Source organism: Pseudomonas sp. BIC9C, from assembly GCF_034541995.1.
Lineage (GTDB): Bacteria > Pseudomonadota > Gammaproteobacteria > Pseudomonadales > Pseudomonadaceae > Aquipseudomonas > Aquipseudomonas fluorescens_CC.
The window spans coordinates 1,903,248-1,921,434 of record NZ_JAWDGM010000001.1; the positions used below are offsets into that span (position 1 = coordinate 1,903,248).

An 18,187-nucleotide genomic window follows, 5' to 3' on the forward strand; every position below is an offset into this window, starting at 1 on the left:
AGCCACAGGAGCCCGCCATGAGCGAATTCAAACGTATCCCCCCCGAACAGGCTCAGGCCCTGCGTGAACAAGGCGCAGTAGTGGTCGACGTCCGCGACCCGGCCACTTTTGCCGCCCTGCACATCGCAGGCTCGAGGCATCTGGACAATCATTCCCTGCACGCTTTCATCCAGGGTGCCGACCTCGATGCACCGACCGTAGTGGTCTGCTACCACGGCAACTCCAGCCAGGGGGCGGCCGCCTACCTGATCAGCCAGGGCTTCTCCGACGTCTACAGCATGGATGGCGGATTCGAGTTGTGGCGTACGACCTACCCTGCGGAAACGGCGCAAGGCACCTCCGAATAATTTTTTTGTAACGTTGCAGGCCCCGGCTTCCGCGGGCTCGCGCGGTGGCAGACGAACGGTCTGCCACAACTAATTACGTATCTCGCCTTTACCTCCCGAATTCCCAACTATCCTTAAGCCCAGGCCATCCAAAACAGGGGAGAGCCGGTACACCGGCGCACGGGTCATCGGGAGTAGCTTTCGGAGTAGTCAGCTCCGGGAGAGTTCTGGGGGGTAAACAGCAATCGCCTGTTCGGTTGCTGCCAGCATCGACTGAGTGATCCGGCGTCGGCTCCACGTATCGAGCGAGGTGACGTCATGAGTATCTTTAGCCACTTCCAACAACGCTTCGAGTCCACACGCCAGGAAGAACTCTCGCTGCAAGAGTATCTTGAGCTGTGCAAACAAGACCGCAGCGCCTATGCCTCCGCCGCCGAGCGTCTATTGCTGGCCATTGGAGAACCGGAGCTGCTCGACACCTCGACCAACTCGAGACTGTCACGCATATTCTCCAACAAGGTCATCCGCCGCTATCCGGCCTTTGAAGACTTCCACGGGATGGAAGAATGCATCGACCAGATCGTGTCGTATTTCCGCCACGCCGCTCAGGGCCTGGAAGAGAAGAAGCAGATCCTTTACCTGCTCGGTCCCGTCGGTGGTGGTAAATCGTCCCTGGCTGAAAAGCTAAAGCAACTGATGGAAAAGGTGCCCTTCTATGCGATCAAGGGCTCGCCGGTTTTCGAGTCGCCCCTGGGTCTGTTCAACTCCACTGAAGATGGAGCGATCCTCGAGGAAGACTTTGGCATTCCACGGCGCTACCTCAACACCATCATGTCGCCATGGGCGACCAAACGCCTGGCCGAATTCGGTGGCGACATCAGTCTGTTCCGCGTGGTGAAACTCTACCCGTCGATCCTCAACCAGATCGCCGTGGCCAAGACCGAACCTGGCGACGAAAACAACCAGGACATCTCGGCACTGGTGGGCAAGGTCGATATCCGCAAACTGGAAGAGTTCCCGCAGAACGACGCCGACGCCTACAGCTATTCGGGTGCACTGTGCCGGTCCAACCAGGGCCTGATGGAATTCGTCGAAATGTTCAAGGCACCGATCAAGGTGCTGCACCCATTGCTGACCGCCACTCAGGAAGGCAACTACAACAGCACCGAAGGCCTCGGCGCGATTCCGTTCACCGGGATCCTGCTGGCCCACTCCAACGAATCGGAATGGCACACCTTCCGCAACAACAAGAACAACGAAGCCTTCATCGACCGGATCTACATCGTCAAAGTGCCGTACTGCCTGCGGGTCAGCGACGAAGTGAAGATCTACGACAAGCTCTTGTTCAACAGCTCGCTGGCCAAGGCCCATTGCGCGCCAGACACCCTGAAGATGCTGGCCCAGTTCACCGTGCTCTCGCGCCTCAAGGAGCCGGAAAACTCCAACATCTACTCGAAGATGCGCGTGTACGATGGCGAGAACCTCAAGGACACCGATCCGAAAGCCAAGTCGATCCAGGAATACCGCGACAATGCCGGTGTCGACGAAGGCATGAACGGTCTATCGACCCGTTTCGCTTTCAAGATCCTGTCGAAGGTCTTCAACTTCGATCCACACGAAATCGCCGCCAACCCGGTGCATCTGCTCTACGTACTGGAACAACAGATCGAACAGGAACAGTTCCAGGCAGAAACCCGTGAACGCTACCTGCGCTTCCTCAAGGAGTACCTGGCACCGCGCTACATCGAATTCATCGGCAAGGAGATCCAGACCGCCTACCTCGAGTCCTACAGCGAGTACGGCCAGAACATCTTCGATCGTTATGTGCTGTACGCCGACTTCTGGATCCAGGACCAGGAATACCGCGACCCGGAAACCGGCGAAATCCTCAACCGCGTAGCCTTGAACGAAGAGCTGGAGAAAATCGAAAAACCGGCCGGCATCAGCAATCCGAAGGATTTCCGCAACGAAATCGTCAACTTCGTCCTGCGCGCCCGGGCCAACAACAACGGCAAGAACCCGACCTGGCTCAGCTACGAAAAACTGCGGGTGGTCATCGAGAAAAAAATGTTCTCCAACACCGAGGACCTGCTGCCGGTCATCAGCTTCAACGCCAAGGCCAGCAAAGAAGACCAGCAGAAGCACAACGACTTCGTCACACGGATGGTCGAGCGCGGCTACACCGACAAACAGGTACGACTGCTGTCCGAGTGGTACCTGCGGGTCAGAAAATCACAGTAACCCGCTGCCGGTCAGACCGGTTGTCGTCAGCCAGAGGCCTGTGTACGCGTTTTCTGTTACACAGACCTCTGGAAGGTGTTCGAAAGTCGGTAGCGAGGTACAGGCAGCATCCAAAAGCGCTTGGGGGAGCGTGAACATCCCTTGGCACCGGTCCGATGCTGCATAACCGCTCGCCCCTTTCAGGACAGCTTCTAAGGAGCAGTCATGAGCTATGTGATCGACCGACGTCTCAATGGCAAGAACAAGAGCACGGTGAACCGCCAGCGGTTTCTGCGGCGCTACCGTGATCACATTAAAAAGGCTGTCGAAGAGGCGGTCAGCCGACGCTCCATTACCGATATGGAACACGGCGAACAAATCAGCATTCCCGGCCGCGACATCGACGAACCGGTACTTCACCACGGTCGCGGTGGCAAGCAGACGATCGTGCACCCGGGCAACAAGGAGTTCACCAGCGGCGAACATATCGCCCGCCCACCGGGAGGCGGTGGTGGTCGAGGCCCTGGCAAGGCGGGCAATTCCGGTGAAGGGATGGACGAATTCGTCTTCCAGATCACCCAGGAAGAGTTCCTCGAGTTCATGTTCGAGGATCTCGAACTGCCAAACCTGGTCAAACGCAACCTGACCGGCACCGATACCTTCAAGACCGTACGTGCCGGGATCAGCAACGAGGGCAACCCGTCGCGGATCAACATCATCCGTACCCTGCGTTCAGCCCACGCCCGGCGAATCGCCCTGTCCGGCAGCAGCCGGGCAAAACTGCGCGAAGCCAAGGAAGAACTTCTGCGACTCAAGCAGGAAGAACCGGACAACTTCGGCGATATTCAGGAAATAGAAGCTGAGATAGAAAAACTCAGCGCACGTATTCACCGCATACCGTTTCTCGACACATTCGACCTCAAGTACAACCTGCTCATCAAGCAACCGAACCCCAGTTCCAAGGCCGTGATGTTCTGCCTGATGGACGTGTCCGGCTCGATGACCCAGGCGACCAAGGACATCGCCAAGCGCTTCTTTATCCTGCTGTACCTGTTCCTCAAGCGTAACTATGAAAAGATCGACGTCGTGTTCATCCGCCATCACACCAGCGCCCGTGAAGTGGATGAAGAGGAGTTTTTCTACTCCCGGGAAACCGGCGGTACCATCGTCTCCAGCGCCTTGAAACTGATGCAGGAGATCATGGCCGAGCGCTATCCGAGCAACGAGTGGAACATCTACGCCGCCCAGGCCTCCGACGGTGACAACTGGAACGACGACTCTCCGATCTGCCGCGACATCCTGATCAACCAGATCATGCCATTCGTGCAGTACTACACTTACGTTGAGATCACCCCTCGCGAACACCAGGCCCTGTGGTTCGAATACGAGCGCATCGCCGAAGCCTTTTCCGACACGTTTGCCCAGCAGCAACTGGTCTCGGCCGGTGATATCTATCCGGTCTTCCGTGAACTCTTCCAGCGCAGGTTAGTGACATGACCGCCAAAGAGCAGAAGCGCCAACCTATTTCCACCGGCTCGGAATGGACGTTCGAGCTGATCCAGGCGTATGACCGCGAAATCAGTCGTATTGCGGCCGGTTACGCCCTCGATACGTACCCTAACCAGATCGAAGTAATCACCGCCGAACAGATGATGGACGCCTATGCCTCCGTTGGTATGCCGCTGGGTTATCACCACTGGTCCTACGGCAAACATTTCCTCAGTACTGAAAAATCCTACACTCGCGGCCAGATGGGGTTGGCGTACGAGATCGTGATCAACTCCGACCCATGCATCGCCTACCTGATGGAAGAAAACACCATCTGCATGCAGGCGCTGGTGGTGGCCCATGCCTGCTACGGGCACAACAGCTTTTTCAAAGGCAATTACCTGTTCCGCACCTGGACCGACGCCAGTTCGATCATCGATTACCTGGTGTTTGCCAAGCAGTACATCATGCAATGCGAAGAGCGCCACGGTATCGACGCGGTCGAGGACTTGCTCGACTCCTGCCATGCACTGATGAACTATGGTGTCGACCGCTACAAGCGCCCCTATCCGATCTCCGCGGAAGAAGAGCGTCGCCGGCAAAAGGACCGGGAAGAGCATTTACAGAAACAGATCAACGATCTGTGGCGAACCATTCCCAAGGGCGCGGACAAGTTCAGCGAAAAGGACAACGCACGCTTCCCCGCCGAACCTCAGGAAAATATCCTGTACTTCATCGAAAAACATGCGCCGCTGCTGGAGCCATGGCAGCGGGAAATCGTGCGCATCGTGCGCAAGATCGCCCAGTATTTTTATCCACAGCGTCAAACCCAAGTGATGAACGAAGGTTGGGCCACGTTCTGGCACTACACCCTGATGAACGACCTGTACGACGAGGGCCTGGTCACCGACGGCTTCATGATGGAGTTCCTGACATCCCACACCAGCGTGGTGTTCCAGCCGGGCTTCGATAGCCCCTACTACAGCGGTATCAATCCGTATGCCCTGGGTTTTGCCATGTACCGCGACATCCGCCGCATGTGCGAACACCCTACGGAAGAGGATCGCCGCTGGTTCCCGGAAATAGCCGGCTCCGACTGGCTGTCGACCATCAAGTTCGCCATGAGCAGCTTCAAGGATGAGAGCTTCATCCTGCAGTACCTGTCACCCAAGGTGATCCGTGACCTGAAGCTGTTCAGCATTCTCGATGACGACCAGAAGGACGACCTGTTGGTGCCCGCCATTCACGACGAAGGCGGCTACCGCATCATCCGTGAAACCCTCGCGGCACAGTACAACCTGGGCAATCGCGAACCCAACGTGCAGATCTACAGCATCGACCGGCGCGGCGATCGCTCCCTGACCCTGCGTCACCAGCAACACGACCGCAAACCGCTGGGAGAGTCCACCGAGGAAGTGCTCAAGCATCTGCACCGCCTGTGGGGCTTCGACATTCACCTGGAGACCCTGCAAGGGGACCAGGTAATGAAAACCCATCATGTTCCACCCAGGAGCGAGCACAGCGAAGGCGATTACGGCCGCCTGGACCTGGCTGTCATTCATCTTTGACACTGTTTCGGCCTCCGAAAGCCCGACGCAACGGTTATCCTGTCGAGCTAACGGAGGTTTTTTATGCGGATCTATAAAGTCGGCGGCGCGGTACGCGATCGCTTGCTCGGCAAACCGGTCACCGATATCGACTGGGTCGTGGTCGGTGCTACTACCGAAGAAATGCTCTCCAAGGGTTTCCGTCCGGTAGGTGCGGATTTCCCGGTGTTTCTTCATCCCAAAAGCGGTGAGGAATACGCCCTCGCCCGCACCGAGCGCAAAAGTGGGCGCGGCTACGGCGGGTTCACGTTTCACGCCAGCCCTGAAGTCACCCTCGAAGAAGACTTGATCCGTCGCGACCTGACCATAAACGCCATGGCCGAAGACGATCAGCAGAACCTGACCGACCCCTACCACGGCCAGCGCGATCTCGAAGCGCGCCTGCTTCGCCATGTTTCCCCGGCATTTGCCGAAGATCCGCTCCGGGTCCTGCGTGTTGCCCGCTTTGCGGCGCGTTATGCGTCGCTTGGCTTTACCGTCGCCCCGGAAACCCTGGAACTGATGCGTCAACTCAGCGAGTCAGGCGAGCTTGAGGCGCTGACCCCGGAGCGCAGCTGGAAGGAAATCTCCCGCGCCCTGATGGAAGATCAGCCACAGGTGTTTGTTGAGGTTTTGCGCGCATGCGACGCCCTCAAGGTACTGATGCCAGAGGTCAACGCGCTGTTTGGCGTACCGCAACCACCAGCCCACCACCCGGAAATCGATACAGGCGCACATACCCTGAGCGTTTTGCAGCAAGCCGCCATACACAAACAGCCACTGACCGTGCGCTGGGCCTGCCTGCTGCACGACTTGGGCAAGGGCCTGACGCCAGAGGAGGAATGGCCGCAACACATTGCCCACGAGTTCAAGGGTTTGAAGTTGATCAAGGCGGTCAATGAACGCTTCAAGGTGCCCAGAGACTGCCAGGAACTGGCCCTGCTGGTGGGCGAGTATCACACCCATGGGCATCGCGCCCTTGAGCTGAAGCCATCGACATTGCTGGAATTGCTGCAAAGCTTCGACGTTTACCGTCGGCCACAGCGGTTCGAGGAGTTCATCACGGCATGCGAGATGGATGCACGAGGGCGCAAAGGACTGGAAGAAAGAAGTTATCCACAGGCGGATTATTTGCGCGGCGCAGCAATCGCTGCTCGCAGCGTGGCGGTTCAGCCGTTGCTGGAGAAAGGCTTCAAGGGACCGGAACTGGGGGAGGCGATCAAGCGCGAGCGGCTCAAGGCACTGAAGATGTACAAAGCGGCGTCGTCCTGAAAAGCCTCGCGAGCAGGCTCGCTCCCACAAGTGTTGCGCTGAACCCTGTGGGAGCGAGCCTGCTCGCGAAGATGTCAGTCAGCTCACATCAAATCTGAAGGCGTCAGTTGCTCACCGCGCCATTCAAAAGCCACCGGCGCCAGCACCTGATCGATCTGCGATTCGGCCCACAACGTGGCGAAACTTTTGCCTACGCCCGGGTGCACGCGATCCGGCGCTATCAACGACAACGGCCACAGAACAAAAGCATTTTTCAGGATTTCTGCCCGCGGCAAGATCAAGCCATCGAAGTTGCCCGTCAGATCACCGAACAACAATACGTCGATATCCAGCGGCAAACCTCGGCGATCCGGTGCATATCGGCCGTTATCGGCCTCAATGAATTTCAACCGGCGATCCAGCTCCATGAGCGGCAGATCGGTATACGCCGACACCACGAAATTGAAGAACGGCCCGCTCTTGATACCTACCGGCTGGCTCTCGAACACCGCCGAACAGCGGATATCGACAAGGAACGCCGCTAACGCATCGAGCCCCGCCCGCAAATGTGTTTCACGCTCGATATTGCTACCGAGCCCGAGGTATACCTGAGTCAGCGACATCCGCGCTCGATCTCCACGCCCACACCGCCAGTGGCAGCCGGGATGGCGCCGGGTTTGGTCAGTTTCAGGCGCATCCAGGTGATCTTGAATTCGCTCATCAGCACTTCAACCAGACGCTCGGCAAAGGTCTCGACCAACTGGAATTGCGCCTGCTCGGCAAATGCCTGGATGCGCGAGGAAACACTGGCGTAGTCGAGCGCCAGGGTCAGGTCATCACCGGCTGCGGCCGGGCGATTATCCCAGGCGAAGCTCAGATCAAGACGCAAGCACTGTCGGATGCTTCGTTCCCAGTCGTAGGCACCAATCACCGTGTCGACTTCCAGGCCCTCGATAAACACTCTGTCCAAGCACTTCTCTCCGCTACACGACAAGGGCGCAATGCGCCGTTAGAATCAGGGCTTCCTCGCCCGGAATAGTTAGCATGTTTTGGTTATTGGCGATCCTCGCCTACCTGCTCGGCTCTCTGTCCTTCGCCATTTTGCTCAGCCGCCTGACCGGTAACCCCGATCCGCGAATGAGTGGCTCGGGCAATGCCGGTGCCACCAACATGTTGCGCCTGGCCGGCAAGAAACTCGCCATCCTGACCCTGCTCGGCGACCTTTGCAAAGGCCTGCTGCCGGTACTGATTGCGCGTCTTGCGGGCCTTTCGCAGCAGGAGCAGGCCTGGATCGGCGTCTATGCCGTCATCGGCCACTTGTTTCCGCTGTACTTCCGCTTTCGCGGCGGCAAGGGTGTCGCCACCGCTGCCGGCATGTTATTGGGACTGTACCCGCCTGCAGCCCTTCTGGCGGTCTGCGCCTGGCTCTTGACGTTCTACCTGACCCGCACCAGCTCCCTGGCCGCCCTGATCGCCACGCCGCTGACCCTGCCTTTGCTGGCCTGGCAAGAACCGGCGGCCCTGCTGCCCATGAGCACGCTCACCGGGCTGATCGTCTGGCGTCATCGCGGCAATCTACGCGACCTGTTTGCCGGGCGCGAACGGCATTTCTAGTTGCCGGGCATGAGCGCCCCTCATCACAACGCCGACAATTGCTCCATCGGCCAACGCGCCTGCACGCTGATCGCCAGGCTTTCCTGCTGACCGGCCTGCAAGCGCTGACAACCGGCAAAGGCGATCATCGCGCCGTTGTCGGTGCAGAACTGCGGACGGGCATAGAACACATCGCCCTTCATGTCGCCGAGCATTTTCTCCAGAGAAGTGCGCAACGCCTTGTTGGCACTGACACCGCCAGCGATCACCAGGCGCTTCATGCCAGCGGCTTTCAAGGCACGCTTGCACTTGATGGTCAAAGTCTCCACCACGGCCTGCTGGAACGCCAGCGCGATGTCGCAACGGGCTTGCTCGCCGTCGTCCCCGGCGCTGACGCACTGCTGCCAGGTATTCAACGCAAAGGTTTTCAGGCCACTGAAGCTGAAATCAACGCCCGGGCGGTCGCACATCGGACGCGGGAAAACGAAACGTCCTGCAACGCCCTGCTCCGCAAGGCGAGCGATCTCCGGTCCACCCGGATAATTGAGACCCATCATCTTGGCCGTCTTGTCGAAGGCTTCGCCGGCAGCGTCATCCAGGGTCTCGCCCAGGAGTGTGTACTGACCGATTCCGTCGACCTGAACCAGTTGCGTATGGCCACCCGACACCAACAAAGCGACGAACGGAAACTCCGGCGGTTGCGACTCCAGCATCGGCGCCAGCAAGTGGCCTTCCATGTGATGCACGCCGAGAGCCGGAATGCCCCAGGCAAAGGCCAGCGCCTGGGCACAGGAAGCCCCTACCAGTAACGCGCCCACCAGGCCAGGACCCGCGGTGTAGGCGATCGCATCGATCTCGGTCGGTACGCAGTCGGCCTCGGCCAACACCTGACGAATCAAGGGCAGCATGCGTTTGACGTGATCGCGCGAAGCCAGCTCCGGCACCACACCGCCATAGGCGCGGTGCAGGTCGATCTGACTGAACAGCGCATCGGCCAGCAGGCCGCGCTCACTGTCGTAAAGTGCGACACCGGTTTCGTCGCAGGAGGTTTCTAATCCCAGTACTAGCATGGGTTTGCGCCTTGTTTAGGCTGAATTCGAAGGCGCGCATAATAGTCGTCGCGTGATGCCCCGACCAGCGGTTTTCGATCAGAGGCTTTGCATTCCGAGCGATGAGGGGTTAACATCCGCAACCCTTAAAAACCGACGTCTTCAAGTGCTCTTTTGCCGCGAGGATGTTGACCCCGGTAATGAATGAAGGTAGCTCTGGATGCCAGCCGTCAAAGTAAAAGAGAACGAACCCTTCGACGTAGCTCTGCGTCGTTTCAAGCGCTCCTGCGAAAAAGCCGGTGTACTGGCTGAAGTTCGTAGCCGCGAATTTTACGAGAAGCCAACTTCTGAGCGTAAGCGCAAAGCAGCAGCCGCTGTTAAGCGTCACGCCAAGAAAGTTCAGCGCGAACAGCGCCGCGCCGTTCGTCTGTACTAATACACAGACGATCGTAGCAAGCTTCTGCCAAGCCCGGCCCTCAGCCGGGCTTATGGCATTTGCGTAAAACGCTTGATGCTTCACTGTCAAAGCCGCAGATGCGACCGAGACAAATCTGCTTCACCGCGTCAGACCTGGCTCTTTTGCCAGCGGTGCACGTCTTTTCTGACGAGCCTTTCAAGGCTACTGACGAGCACACCCACTGATTCCTCTCACGACGATCAGCCCAAGGCACCTGCTTGCGTGCCAGATGATGAGCTATCCGAGGCCTGTGATTGGCCGCAGCGGATTCAGCGCAACACATTCAAACAGTCGAATACTGATTGGTATTAACGTCAGTGGATTTTCGGCAGATACACTTCCCGACAGCGATTACGCAGACGACACTGGTCGAGCCGCACACTTTGTGCGCCTCAAACAATGACCGCGTTCGGTCGCCGTACGTTTCGGGTTCCTTTCAGCGCAGATGACGAGAACGCCATGGCCGGGCTAATTCCCCAGAGCTTCATTGACGACCTTCTGAACCGCACCGACATCGTCGATGTGGTCAGCTCGCGCCTGCAACTGAAAAAAGCCGGCAAGAATCACACCGCCTGCTGCCCGTTCCACAAAGAAAAGACTCCGTCGTTCAGCGTCAGCCCCGACAAGCAGTTCTATTACTGCTTCGGCTGCGGCGCTGGCGGCAACGCCCTCGGCTTCATCATGGACCACGATAACCTGGATTTTGTCCAGGCCGTCGAAGAACTGGCCAAAGCCGCCGGCATGGAAATCCCCCGCGAAGAAAGCGGCCGGCCGCACAAACCGCGACAGCCGACCGATTCGCCGCTGTATCCGCTACTCAGTGCCGCCGCCGACTTTTATCGCCAAGCGCTGAAAAGCCACCCATCGCGCAAGGCCGCCGTGGATTACCTGAAAGGTCGCGGGCTGACCGGCGAAATCGCCCGGGACTTCGGTCTCGGCTTTGCTCCGCCCGGCTGGGATAACCTGTTCAAGCACTTGAGCAGCGATACCCTGCAACAAAAAGCCATGATCGATGCCGGCCTGCTGATCGAAAACGCCGAAAGCGGTAAACGTTACGACCGCTTCCGTGACCGCGTAATGTTCCCGATCCGCGACAGTCGCGGGCGCGTCATCGCCTTTGGCGGCCGGGTATTGGGCGACGACAAGCCGAAATACCTGAACTCCCCGGAAACCCCGGTTTTCCATAAAGGCCAAGAACTCTATGGCCTGTACGAAGCGCGCAAGACCAACCGCAACCTTGACGAAATCATCGTCGTCGAGGGTTACATGGACGTCATTGCCCTGGCCCAGCAAGGCTTGCGCAACGCCGTCGCGACCCTGGGCACCGCCACCAGCGAGGAACACCTCAAGCGGCTGTTTCGCGTCGTGCCCAGCGTATTGTTCTGCTTCGACGGCGATCAGGCCGGTCGCAATGCTGCATGGCGAGCATTGGAGGCAACACTTTCGAGCCTGCAGGACGGTCGTCGCGCACGCTTTCTGTTCCTGCCCGAGGGCGAAGACCCGGACACCCTGGTCCGCTCCGAAGGCACCGACGCCTTCCGCGCACGCATCAACCAGCACGCGCAGCCTCTGGCCGATTACTTCTTCCAGCAACTGACAGAAGAAGCCGACCCGCGCTCGCTTGAGGGCAAAGCCCACATGGCTACCCTCGCCGCGCCGCTGATCGACAAAGTCCCGGGCGCCAACCTGCGTACCTTGATGCGTCAGCGCCTGAGTGAAATCACCGGCCTGAGCGGCGAAGCGGTAAGCCAGCTGGCACAAAGCGCCCCGCAAGAAGCACCGCCGACCTACGACCCGGGCATCGATTACGACGCAATGCCCGATTACAGCGACTATCATCAGCCGCAGGCACAGGAAATGTATGTGCCGCAGCAGGAATGGACGCCGAAGAAACCCGGTGCAGGAGGCAAGAAATGGGACAAGAAACCGTGGGACAAGAATGGCAAACGGGGCGGTGATCGCGATCAACCCCGCGCGCCACGGGTGCCCGCCGCTGTAGAACCGCCGACCCTCGCCGCCTTGCGCACTCTGCTGCATCACCCGCAACTGGCCGAAAAAGTCGAGGATGCCGGGCACTTCGCCGCCGAGGATCACACCAACACACAATTGCTGGTGGCGCTACTCGAAGCCGTGCAGAAGAATCCCAAGCTAAACTCAATTCAGTTGATTGCGCGCTGGCACGGCACAGAACAAGGCCGCCTGCTCAAAGCCCTGGCGGAAAAGGAGTGGCTGATTGATGGAGACAACCTTGAACAACAGTTTTTCGACACCATTACTAGCTTGTCAGCCCGCCAACGCGAGCGAAACCTGGAACAACTTCTTAGAAAAGCGCGTCAAAGCGAATTGACCAGCGAAGAGAAAAATCAACTGCGCGACCTATTGAGTCGCAATGTTTCCGCATCAAACCCGACCTCAACTGGCGCGTGAGGTCATAGCTCAGGTATAATCCTCGGCTTGTTTTTTGCCCGCCAAGACCTTCAGTGGATAGGGTGTTATGTCCGGAAAAGCGCAACAGCAGTCTCGTATCAAAGAGTTGATCACACTTGGTCGTGAGCAGGGCTACCTGACTTACGCGGAGGTCAACGACCACCTGCCGGAGGATATTTCAGATCCGGAACAGGTGGAAGACATCATCCGCATGATCAATGACATGGGGATCAACGTATTCGAGGTTGCGCCAGATAAGGATTCCCTTATGCTGGCCGACGCCGATACCGACGAAGCCGCAGCCGAAGAGGCCGCTGCAGCGTTGGCTGCGGTCGAGACCGACATTGGTCGCACTACCGACCCGGTGCGCATGTACATGCGCGAAATGGGTACGGTGGAGCTCCTCACACGTGAAGGCGAAATCGAAATCGCCAAGCGTATTGAAGAGGGCATCCGTGAAGTGATGAGCGCAATTGCGCACTTCCCTGGCACGGTTGATCATATTCTCTCCGAGTACACCCGCGTCACCACCGAAGGTGGTCGCCTGTCTGACGTCCTGAGCGGTTATATCGACCCGGACGACGGCATTGCGCCGCCTGCGGCAGAAGTGCCGCCGCCGATTGACGCGAAAACCGTCAAGGCGGATGACGATTCCGACGACGAAGACGGTGAAGCCTCGGATGACGAGGAAGAAGCCGAAAGCGGTCCGGATCCGATCATCGCCGCCCAGCGTTTTGGCGCTGTGGCCGATCAGATGGAAATCACCCGCAAGGCGCTGAAAAAGCACGGTCGTCACAACAAGGCAGCGATTGCCGAGTTGCTGGCCCTGGCCGATCTGTTCATGCCGATCAAACTGGTGCCGAAGCAATTCGAAGCCCTGGTCGAGCGTGTTCGCAGCGCCCTGGATCGCCTGCGTCAGCAAGAGCGCGCAATCATGCAGCTCTGCGTTCGTGATGCGCGCATGCCGCGTGCGGACTTCCTGCGCCAGTTCCCGGGCAACGAAGTCGACGAAAGCTGGAGTGATGCCCTGGCCAAAGGCAAAGGCAAATACGCTGAAGCCATTGGCCGTCTACAGCCGGACATCGTCCGTTGCCAGCAGAAGCTGACCGCGCTGGAAACCGAAACCGGTTTGACCATCGCCGAAATCAAGGACATCAACCGTCGCATGTCGATCGGTGAGGCCAAGGCCCGCCGCGCGAAGAAAGAGATGGTTGAAGCCAACTTGCGTCTGGTGATCTCGATCGCCAAGAAGTACACCAACCGTGGCCTGCAATTCCTCGATCTGATCCAGGAAGGCAACATTGGCTTGATGAAAGCGGTAGACAAGTTCGAATACCGTCGTGGCTACAAATTCTCGACTTATGCCACCTGGTGGATCCGTCAGGCGATCACTCGCTCGATCGCCGACCAGGCCCGCACCATCCGTATTCCGGTGCACATGATCGAGACGATCAACAAGCTCAACCGCATTTCCCGCCAGATGCTGCAGGAAATGGGTCGCGAACCGACCCCGGAAGAGCTGGGCGAACGCATGGAAATGCCTGAGGACAAGATCCGCAAGGTATTGAAGATCGCAAAAGAGCCGATCTCCATGGAAACCCCGATCGGTGATGACGAAGACTCCCATCTGGGTGACTTCATCGAAGACTCGACCATGCAGTCGCCAATCGATGTTGCAACCGTTGAGAGCCTTAAGGAAGCGACTCGCGAAGTGCTGTCCGGCCTCACTGCCCGTGAAGCCAAGGTACTGCGCATGCGTTTCGGTATCGACATGAATACCGACCACACCCTCGAAGAGGTTGGCAAGCAATTCGACGTGACCCGTGAGCGGATTCGTCAGATCGAAGCCAAGGCGCTGCGCAAGCTGCGCCACCCGACGAGAAGCGAGCATCTGCGCTCCTTCCTCGACGAGTGATACCAGAACCCCCGGCCCAGGCCGGGGGTTTTGCTTTATGGCAGATTAATATCTCAGCACCTCCCCCCGTAGCCCGTCTACACTCGAAACATTCCCCAGAGCCATAACGAGACCGTTATGCCCAGACTGCCGACCGTGCTTTTTTTGCTGTCGCTGATGACCTGGACCGCAACGGCTGGCGCGCTGACTCTAACCGACGATGAACGTAGCTGGCTGGCGGCTCACCCGGACTTGCGCCTGGGTGTCGATGCATCGTGGCCGCCCTTCGAGTTTCGCGACGATGAGGGCCGCTACCAGGGCCTGGCTGCGGATTACATCGAGGTCATCCGCAAAAGGCTGGCAACCCGGCTCACGCCCATCGAGCCGGTGAGCTGGACCGCCGTCCTGGAACAAGCCAAAAAGGGCAAACTGGACCTGCTGCCGGGCATCATGTCGACCCCGGAGCGCCAGAAATACCTGTCGTTCACCCGTCCCTATCTGGATTTTCCGATTGTCATCCTGGCCCATGTGGGGGGCCCCCAGCCACACAACCTGCAAGAACTGTACGGCCTGAAAATTGCCGTGGTGGAAAACTACGCCCCCCACGAGCTGCTGCGCACCCACCACCCCGACCTGAACCTGGTGGCGATGCCCAATGTCAGCTCGGCGTTGCAGGCACTGGCCACCGACGCAGTAGACGCCGTGGTGGGTGATCTGGCGTCCAGTGTCTGGAGCCTGCGCCAGCTCAGGCTCGATGGGTTGTATGTCAGCGGTGAAACCCCCTATCGCTACCAACTGGCCATGGCGGTACCTCGCAACAACGCAATGCTTGTCGGTATTCTCGACAAAGTCCTGGCGGACATGAGCCCCGCCGAAATCAGTGCCATTCAGGAGCATTGGGTCGGCAACGTCCTCGATCATCGAACGTTTTGGAATGACCTGTTGATCTATGGCCTGCCCGGATTGCTGCTGCTGACCATCGTGCTGGCGTCGGTTATCCGAATCAACCGCCGCCTGAGTTCGGAAATCGCCCGCCGGGTCGATCTTGAACAGGAACTGCGCAGCAGCGAGTACCACTACAGAGGCCTGGTGGAGAGCCTGTCGGCCATCGCCTGGGAAGCAAAGGTCACCGACTACACCTACAGCTATGTATCGCCCCACGCCGAAGACCTTCTCGGCTATCCACTGTCCCATTGGCTGATTCCGGGCTTCTGGCGCAACATCATTCACCCCGCCGACTTGACCCGCGCCCAGAACTTCTGCGACCACGAAATACTGGCCGGGCGCGATCACCGCCTCGATTACCGGGTGATCACCGCCGACGGCCGCTGTCTTTGGGTGCGCGATATCGTCAGCCTGATCGAACACGGACATGAGCCGGTGTTGCGCGGGTTGATGATCGACATCACCGACGCCAAGCGCACCGAAGAAGCGCTGCGCCTGTCAGAACAGAAATTCGCTTCGGTGTTCCAGCAATGCCCGGACATTCTGGTGATCGCGCGCCTGAGCGACGGTTGCCTGCTGGAAGTCAACGAAGCGTTCGAAGAACAGATCGGCCTCAAGGCCGAGGACGTCATTGGCCACACCGCCACCGACTTGAACATCTGGGGAATACCCGGCGTTGGGCCGGGCCTGTTGCAACGCTTGCAGGCCGGCAGCATCCGCAACCTGGAAATGCCCTTTCGTCGCAGCAATGGCCACGTGTTTACCGGCCTGATCTCAGCTGAACCGTTCAATCTCGACATGACATCGGCGCTGGTGGTCGTGGTGCGGGACATCACCCAGCTCAAGGAAACCCAGCAGCAACTGCAAACCTCCGAAGAAAAATTCGCCAAAGCCTTCCACGCCTCCCCCGACGGCTTACTGCTGTCGCGGCAAAGCGATGGCTTGCTGCTGGAGGTCAACGACGGCTTCAGCCGCATTACCGGGTTCAACAGCGCGATGTCGGTGGATCGCTCAGCGCTGGAGCTCGGTATCTGGGTCAACCTTAACGAACGCAAACAGATGCTTGATCTGTTGCACCGGGACGGTTTCGTCCGCGACTTCAGCTGCCATATCCGCCGCAGTGACGGGCAGATCCGACTCTGCGAAGTGTCCAGTCGCCCACTGCCGATTGGCGATGACGACTGCATGCTGACCATCGCCCGGGACATCACCGAGCGACACCTGATGCAGGAAAAACTGCAACAGGCTGCCACCGTGTTCGAGAGCACCGCCGAAGGCGTATTGATCACCGATACCCAGCAACACATCAGCGCGGTCAATCGTGCGTTCACTGAAATCACCGGCTACAGCGAGAGCGAAGCCCTGGGCCATACGCCACGCCTGCTCGCCTCGGGTCTGCACGACAGCGCGTTTTACGCGGCCATGTGGCATCAATTGACTGCCGAGGGTCACTGGCAAGGCGAGATATCCAACCGACGCAAGAACGGCGAGCTCTACCCGAGTTGGCTGACCATCAGCGCCGTACGCAACCGCGAAAAATTCATCACCCACTTTGTTGCGGTATTCGCCGATATTTCCAGCCTCAAACACGCCCAGGCCAAACTCGACTATCAAGCGCATCACGATCCGCTGACTGGCCTGCCCAACCGCACTCTGTTTGAAAGCCGCTTGCTCACCGCGCTCAATAGCCAAAAGGAAAATGGTGGCCAGGGTGCCGTGTTGTTCCTTGACCTCGACCGCTTCAAGCACATCAATGACAGCCTGGGCCACCCGGTCGGCGACCTGTTGCTCAAGGGCATTGCCGTACGTCTCAAGGAGCAGTTGCGTGATATAGACACCGTCGCGCGCCTGGGCGGTGACGAGTTCATTATCCTGCTGCCGGGCCTGCAACAACCCAGTGATGCCGACCACATCGCCACCAAGTTGCTCAATTGTTTCGCCGCGCCGTTCCAGGCCGGTGAACACGAGTTTTTCATCAGCGCCAGCATCGGCTCCAGCCTCTATCCGAAAGATGGCTGCGACGTTGCCACACTGATCAAGAACGCCGACGCCGCGATGTACAGCTCCAAGGCCAAGGGCCGCAACCGTGTCGAAAGCTACACCCGCGACCTCACCGCCCAGGCCAGCGAACGCGTGGCACTGGAACACGAACTGCGCCGCGCCATCGAACGCAACGAGTTGCACCTGTGCTACCAACCGAAAATCAGCCTCGAAGACTACAGCCTGGTCGGCGCCGAAGCCCTGATCCGCTGGCGCCATCCGACCTTTGGCGACGTGCCGCCGGAACACTTCATCCCGCTGGCTGAAGAGAATGGCATGATCCTGCAAATCGGCGACTGGGTCCTGGAAACCGCGTGCCGGCAGATGGCCGAATGGCACCGGTTGTACGAAAATCCCGGCCCGCTCTCGGTCAACCTTGCCGGCGCCCAATTGCGCCAACCCAACCTGCTGGGCCGTATCGAACAGTTGCTCAAGGACAACCGCCTCAACCCGGGTTTCCTGCAACTGGAAATCACCGAAAACTTCATCATGAGCCAGGCCGAAGAAGCGCTGGCGGTACTGCATCAACTCAAACATCTGGGTGTGCAACTGGCCATCGATGACTTCGGCACCGGTTACTCGTCCCTGAGTTACCTCAAACGATTGCCACTGGACATCCTCAAGATCGATCAATCCTTCGTCCGCGGCCTGCCGGACGATCCCCACGATGCGGCGATCGTAAGCGCCATCATCGCGCTCGGACGCAGCATGCAATTCACCGTGATTGCCGAAGGCGTCGAGACCCAGGCGCAACAGCAATTCCTCGCCGCCGAGGGTTGCGAGCAAATCCAGGGTTACATCGTCAGCCCGCCACTACCCCCGGACGAATATGCCGCGACGTTTCTTCGTACAACCGTAATGGCTTTTTCGGATGGCACAGTCGCGAAACCGTCGTTATAATCCGCGGCCTA

At 58.7% G+C, this 18,187-nt stretch carries 13 protein-coding genes; 10 read left to right on the plus strand and 3 right to left on the minus strand.

Features of this window, described 5'->3' with window-relative positions:
• Positions 1-17 precede the first annotated feature (17 nt).
• The 5 genes from glpE to RS887_RS08960 all read left to right on the plus strand — a co-directional run bounded on the left by glpE (position 18) and on the right by RS887_RS08960 (position 6,892).
• Complete coding sequence (glpE, locus tag RS887_RS08940; protein WP_060541633.1) at positions 18-347, plus strand: thiosulfate sulfurtransferase GlpE; 330 nt, start codon at positions 18-20, stop codon at positions 345-347.
• 297 nt (positions 348-644) lie between these two features.
• Positions 645-2,567 carry a PrkA family serine protein kinase gene (locus tag RS887_RS08945; protein WP_322615075.1) on the plus strand — a complete coding sequence of 641 codons (1,923 nt, stop codon included), beginning with the start codon at positions 645-647 and terminating at the stop codon, positions 2,565-2,567.
• 204 nt (positions 2,568-2,771) lie between these two features.
• Positions 2,772-4,043: a YeaH/YhbH family protein gene (locus tag RS887_RS08950; RefSeq protein ID WP_008017412.1), complete on the plus strand. Its 1,272-nt coding sequence runs from the start codon at positions 2,772-2,774 to the stop codon at positions 4,041-4,043.
• Positions 4,040-5,602 (plus strand): SpoVR family protein, encoded by a 1,563-nt coding sequence (locus tag RS887_RS08955; protein ID WP_085716517.1) that lies wholly within the window; start codon positions 4,040-4,042, stop codon positions 5,600-5,602. The genes RS887_RS08950 and RS887_RS08955 overlap by 4 nt, the downstream gene beginning before the upstream one ends.
• Before the next feature lie 63 nt (positions 5,603-5,665).
• Positions 5,666-6,892, plus strand: a complete 1,227-nt coding sequence (locus RS887_RS08960) for a multifunctional CCA addition/repair protein (protein WP_322615076.1) — start codon at positions 5,666-5,668, stop codon at positions 6,890-6,892.
• Positions 6,893-6,975: 83 nt separating this feature from the next.
• Here the strand turns inward: RS887_RS08960 and folK are convergent, their stop codons facing one another.
• Together folK and folB are read right to left on the minus strand one after the other, a co-directional pair.
• Positions 6,976-7,494: a 2-amino-4-hydroxy-6-hydroxymethyldihydropteridine diphosphokinase gene (gene folK / locus RS887_RS08965; protein WP_322615077.1), complete on the minus strand. Its 519-nt coding sequence runs from the start codon at positions 7,492-7,494 to the stop codon at positions 6,976-6,978.
• The gene (gene folB / locus RS887_RS08970) at positions 7,485-7,841 is read right to left on the minus strand and encodes a dihydroneopterin aldolase (RefSeq protein WP_322615078.1); all 357 of its coding nucleotides are present in this window, start codon (positions 7,839-7,841) and stop codon (positions 7,485-7,487) included. Before folB ends, folK begins: the two co-directional genes overlap by 10 nt.
• Before the next feature lie 74 nt (positions 7,842-7,915).
• On the opposite strand from folB, the gene plsY reads away from it, so the two are divergent.
• Positions 7,916-8,485, plus strand: coding sequence for a glycerol-3-phosphate 1-O-acyltransferase PlsY (gene plsY / locus RS887_RS08975; RefSeq protein ID WP_007993197.1), 570 nt, complete (start codon positions 7,916-7,918; stop codon positions 8,483-8,485).
• A 23-nt stretch (positions 8,486-8,508) separates the two neighbouring features.
• Here the strand turns inward: plsY and tsaD are convergent, their stop codons facing one another.
• The gene (tsaD, locus tag RS887_RS08980) at positions 8,509-9,534 is read right to left on the minus strand and encodes a tRNA (adenosine(37)-N6)-threonylcarbamoyltransferase complex transferase subunit TsaD (RefSeq protein ID WP_008017404.1); all 1,026 of its coding nucleotides are present in this window, start codon (positions 9,532-9,534) and stop codon (positions 8,509-8,511) included.
• Between the two features lie 199 nt (positions 9,535-9,733).
• Between tsaD and rpsU the strand changes: the two genes are divergently transcribed.
• The 4 genes from rpsU (at position 9,734) to RS887_RS09000 (ending at position 18,176) form a co-directional block, all read left to right on the plus strand.
• Positions 9,734-9,949, plus strand: coding sequence for a 30S ribosomal protein S21 (rpsU, locus tag RS887_RS08985; RefSeq protein WP_002551877.1), 216 nt, complete (start codon positions 9,734-9,736; stop codon positions 9,947-9,949).
• Between the two features lie 480 nt (positions 9,950-10,429).
• Positions 10,430-12,397, plus strand: a complete 1,968-nt coding sequence (gene dnaG, locus RS887_RS08990) for a DNA primase (RefSeq protein ID WP_322615079.1) — start codon at positions 10,430-10,432, stop codon at positions 12,395-12,397.
• Positions 12,398-12,464: 67 nt separating this feature from the next.
• Positions 12,465-14,312 carry an RNA polymerase sigma factor RpoD gene (gene rpoD / locus RS887_RS08995; RefSeq protein ID WP_322615080.1) on the plus strand — a complete coding sequence of 616 codons (1,848 nt, stop codon included), beginning with the start codon at positions 12,465-12,467 and terminating at the stop codon, positions 14,310-14,312.
• Positions 14,313-14,429: 117 nt separating this feature from the next.
• The gene (locus tag RS887_RS09000) at positions 14,430-18,176 is read left to right on the plus strand and encodes a bifunctional diguanylate cyclase/phosphodiesterase (RefSeq protein ID WP_322615081.1); all 3,747 of its coding nucleotides are present in this window, start codon (positions 14,430-14,432) and stop codon (positions 18,174-18,176) included.
• Positions 18,177-18,187 lie beyond the last annotated feature (11 nt).

What these genes read in the sequence shown, in the direction of transcription:
- RS887_RS08950 (WP_008017412.1), top strand. Translation starts at nt 2,772, where the DNA reads ATGAGCTATGTGATCGACCGACGTCTCAATGGCAAGAACAAGAGCACG.
- tsaD (WP_008017404.1), bottom strand. Translation starts at nt 9,534, where the DNA reads ATGCTAGTACTGGGATTAGAAACCTCCTGCGACGAAACCGGTGTCGCA.
- RS887_RS08955 (WP_085716517.1), top strand. Translation starts at nt 4,040, where the DNA reads ATGACCGCCAAAGAGCAGAAGCGCCAACCTATTTCCACCGGCTCGGAA.
- plsY (WP_007993197.1), top strand. Translation starts at nt 7,916, where the DNA reads ATGTTTTGGTTATTGGCGATCCTCGCCTACCTGCTCGGCTCTCTGTCC.
- RS887_RS08960 (WP_322615076.1), top strand. Translation starts at nt 5,666, where the DNA reads ATGCGGATCTATAAAGTCGGCGGCGCGGTACGCGATCGCTTGCTCGGC.
- RS887_RS09000 (WP_322615081.1), top strand. Translation starts at nt 14,430, where the DNA reads ATGCCCAGACTGCCGACCGTGCTTTTTTTGCTGTCGCTGATGACCTGG.
- rpoD (WP_322615080.1), top strand. Translation starts at nt 12,465, where the DNA reads ATGTCCGGAAAAGCGCAACAGCAGTCTCGTATCAAAGAGTTGATCACA.
- rpsU (WP_002551877.1), top strand. Translation starts at nt 9,734, where the DNA reads ATGCCAGCCGTCAAAGTAAAAGAGAACGAACCCTTCGACGTAGCTCTG.
- glpE (WP_060541633.1), top strand. Translation starts at nt 18, where the DNA reads ATGAGCGAATTCAAACGTATCCCCCCCGAACAGGCTCAGGCCCTGCGT.
- dnaG (WP_322615079.1), top strand. Translation starts at nt 10,430, where the DNA reads ATGGCCGGGCTAATTCCCCAGAGCTTCATTGACGACCTTCTGAACCGC.
- folK (WP_322615077.1), bottom strand. Translation starts at nt 7,494, where the DNA reads ATGTCGCTGACTCAGGTATACCTCGGGCTCGGTAGCAATATCGAGCGT.
- RS887_RS08945 (WP_322615075.1), top strand. Translation starts at nt 645, where the DNA reads ATGAGTATCTTTAGCCACTTCCAACAACGCTTCGAGTCCACACGCCAG.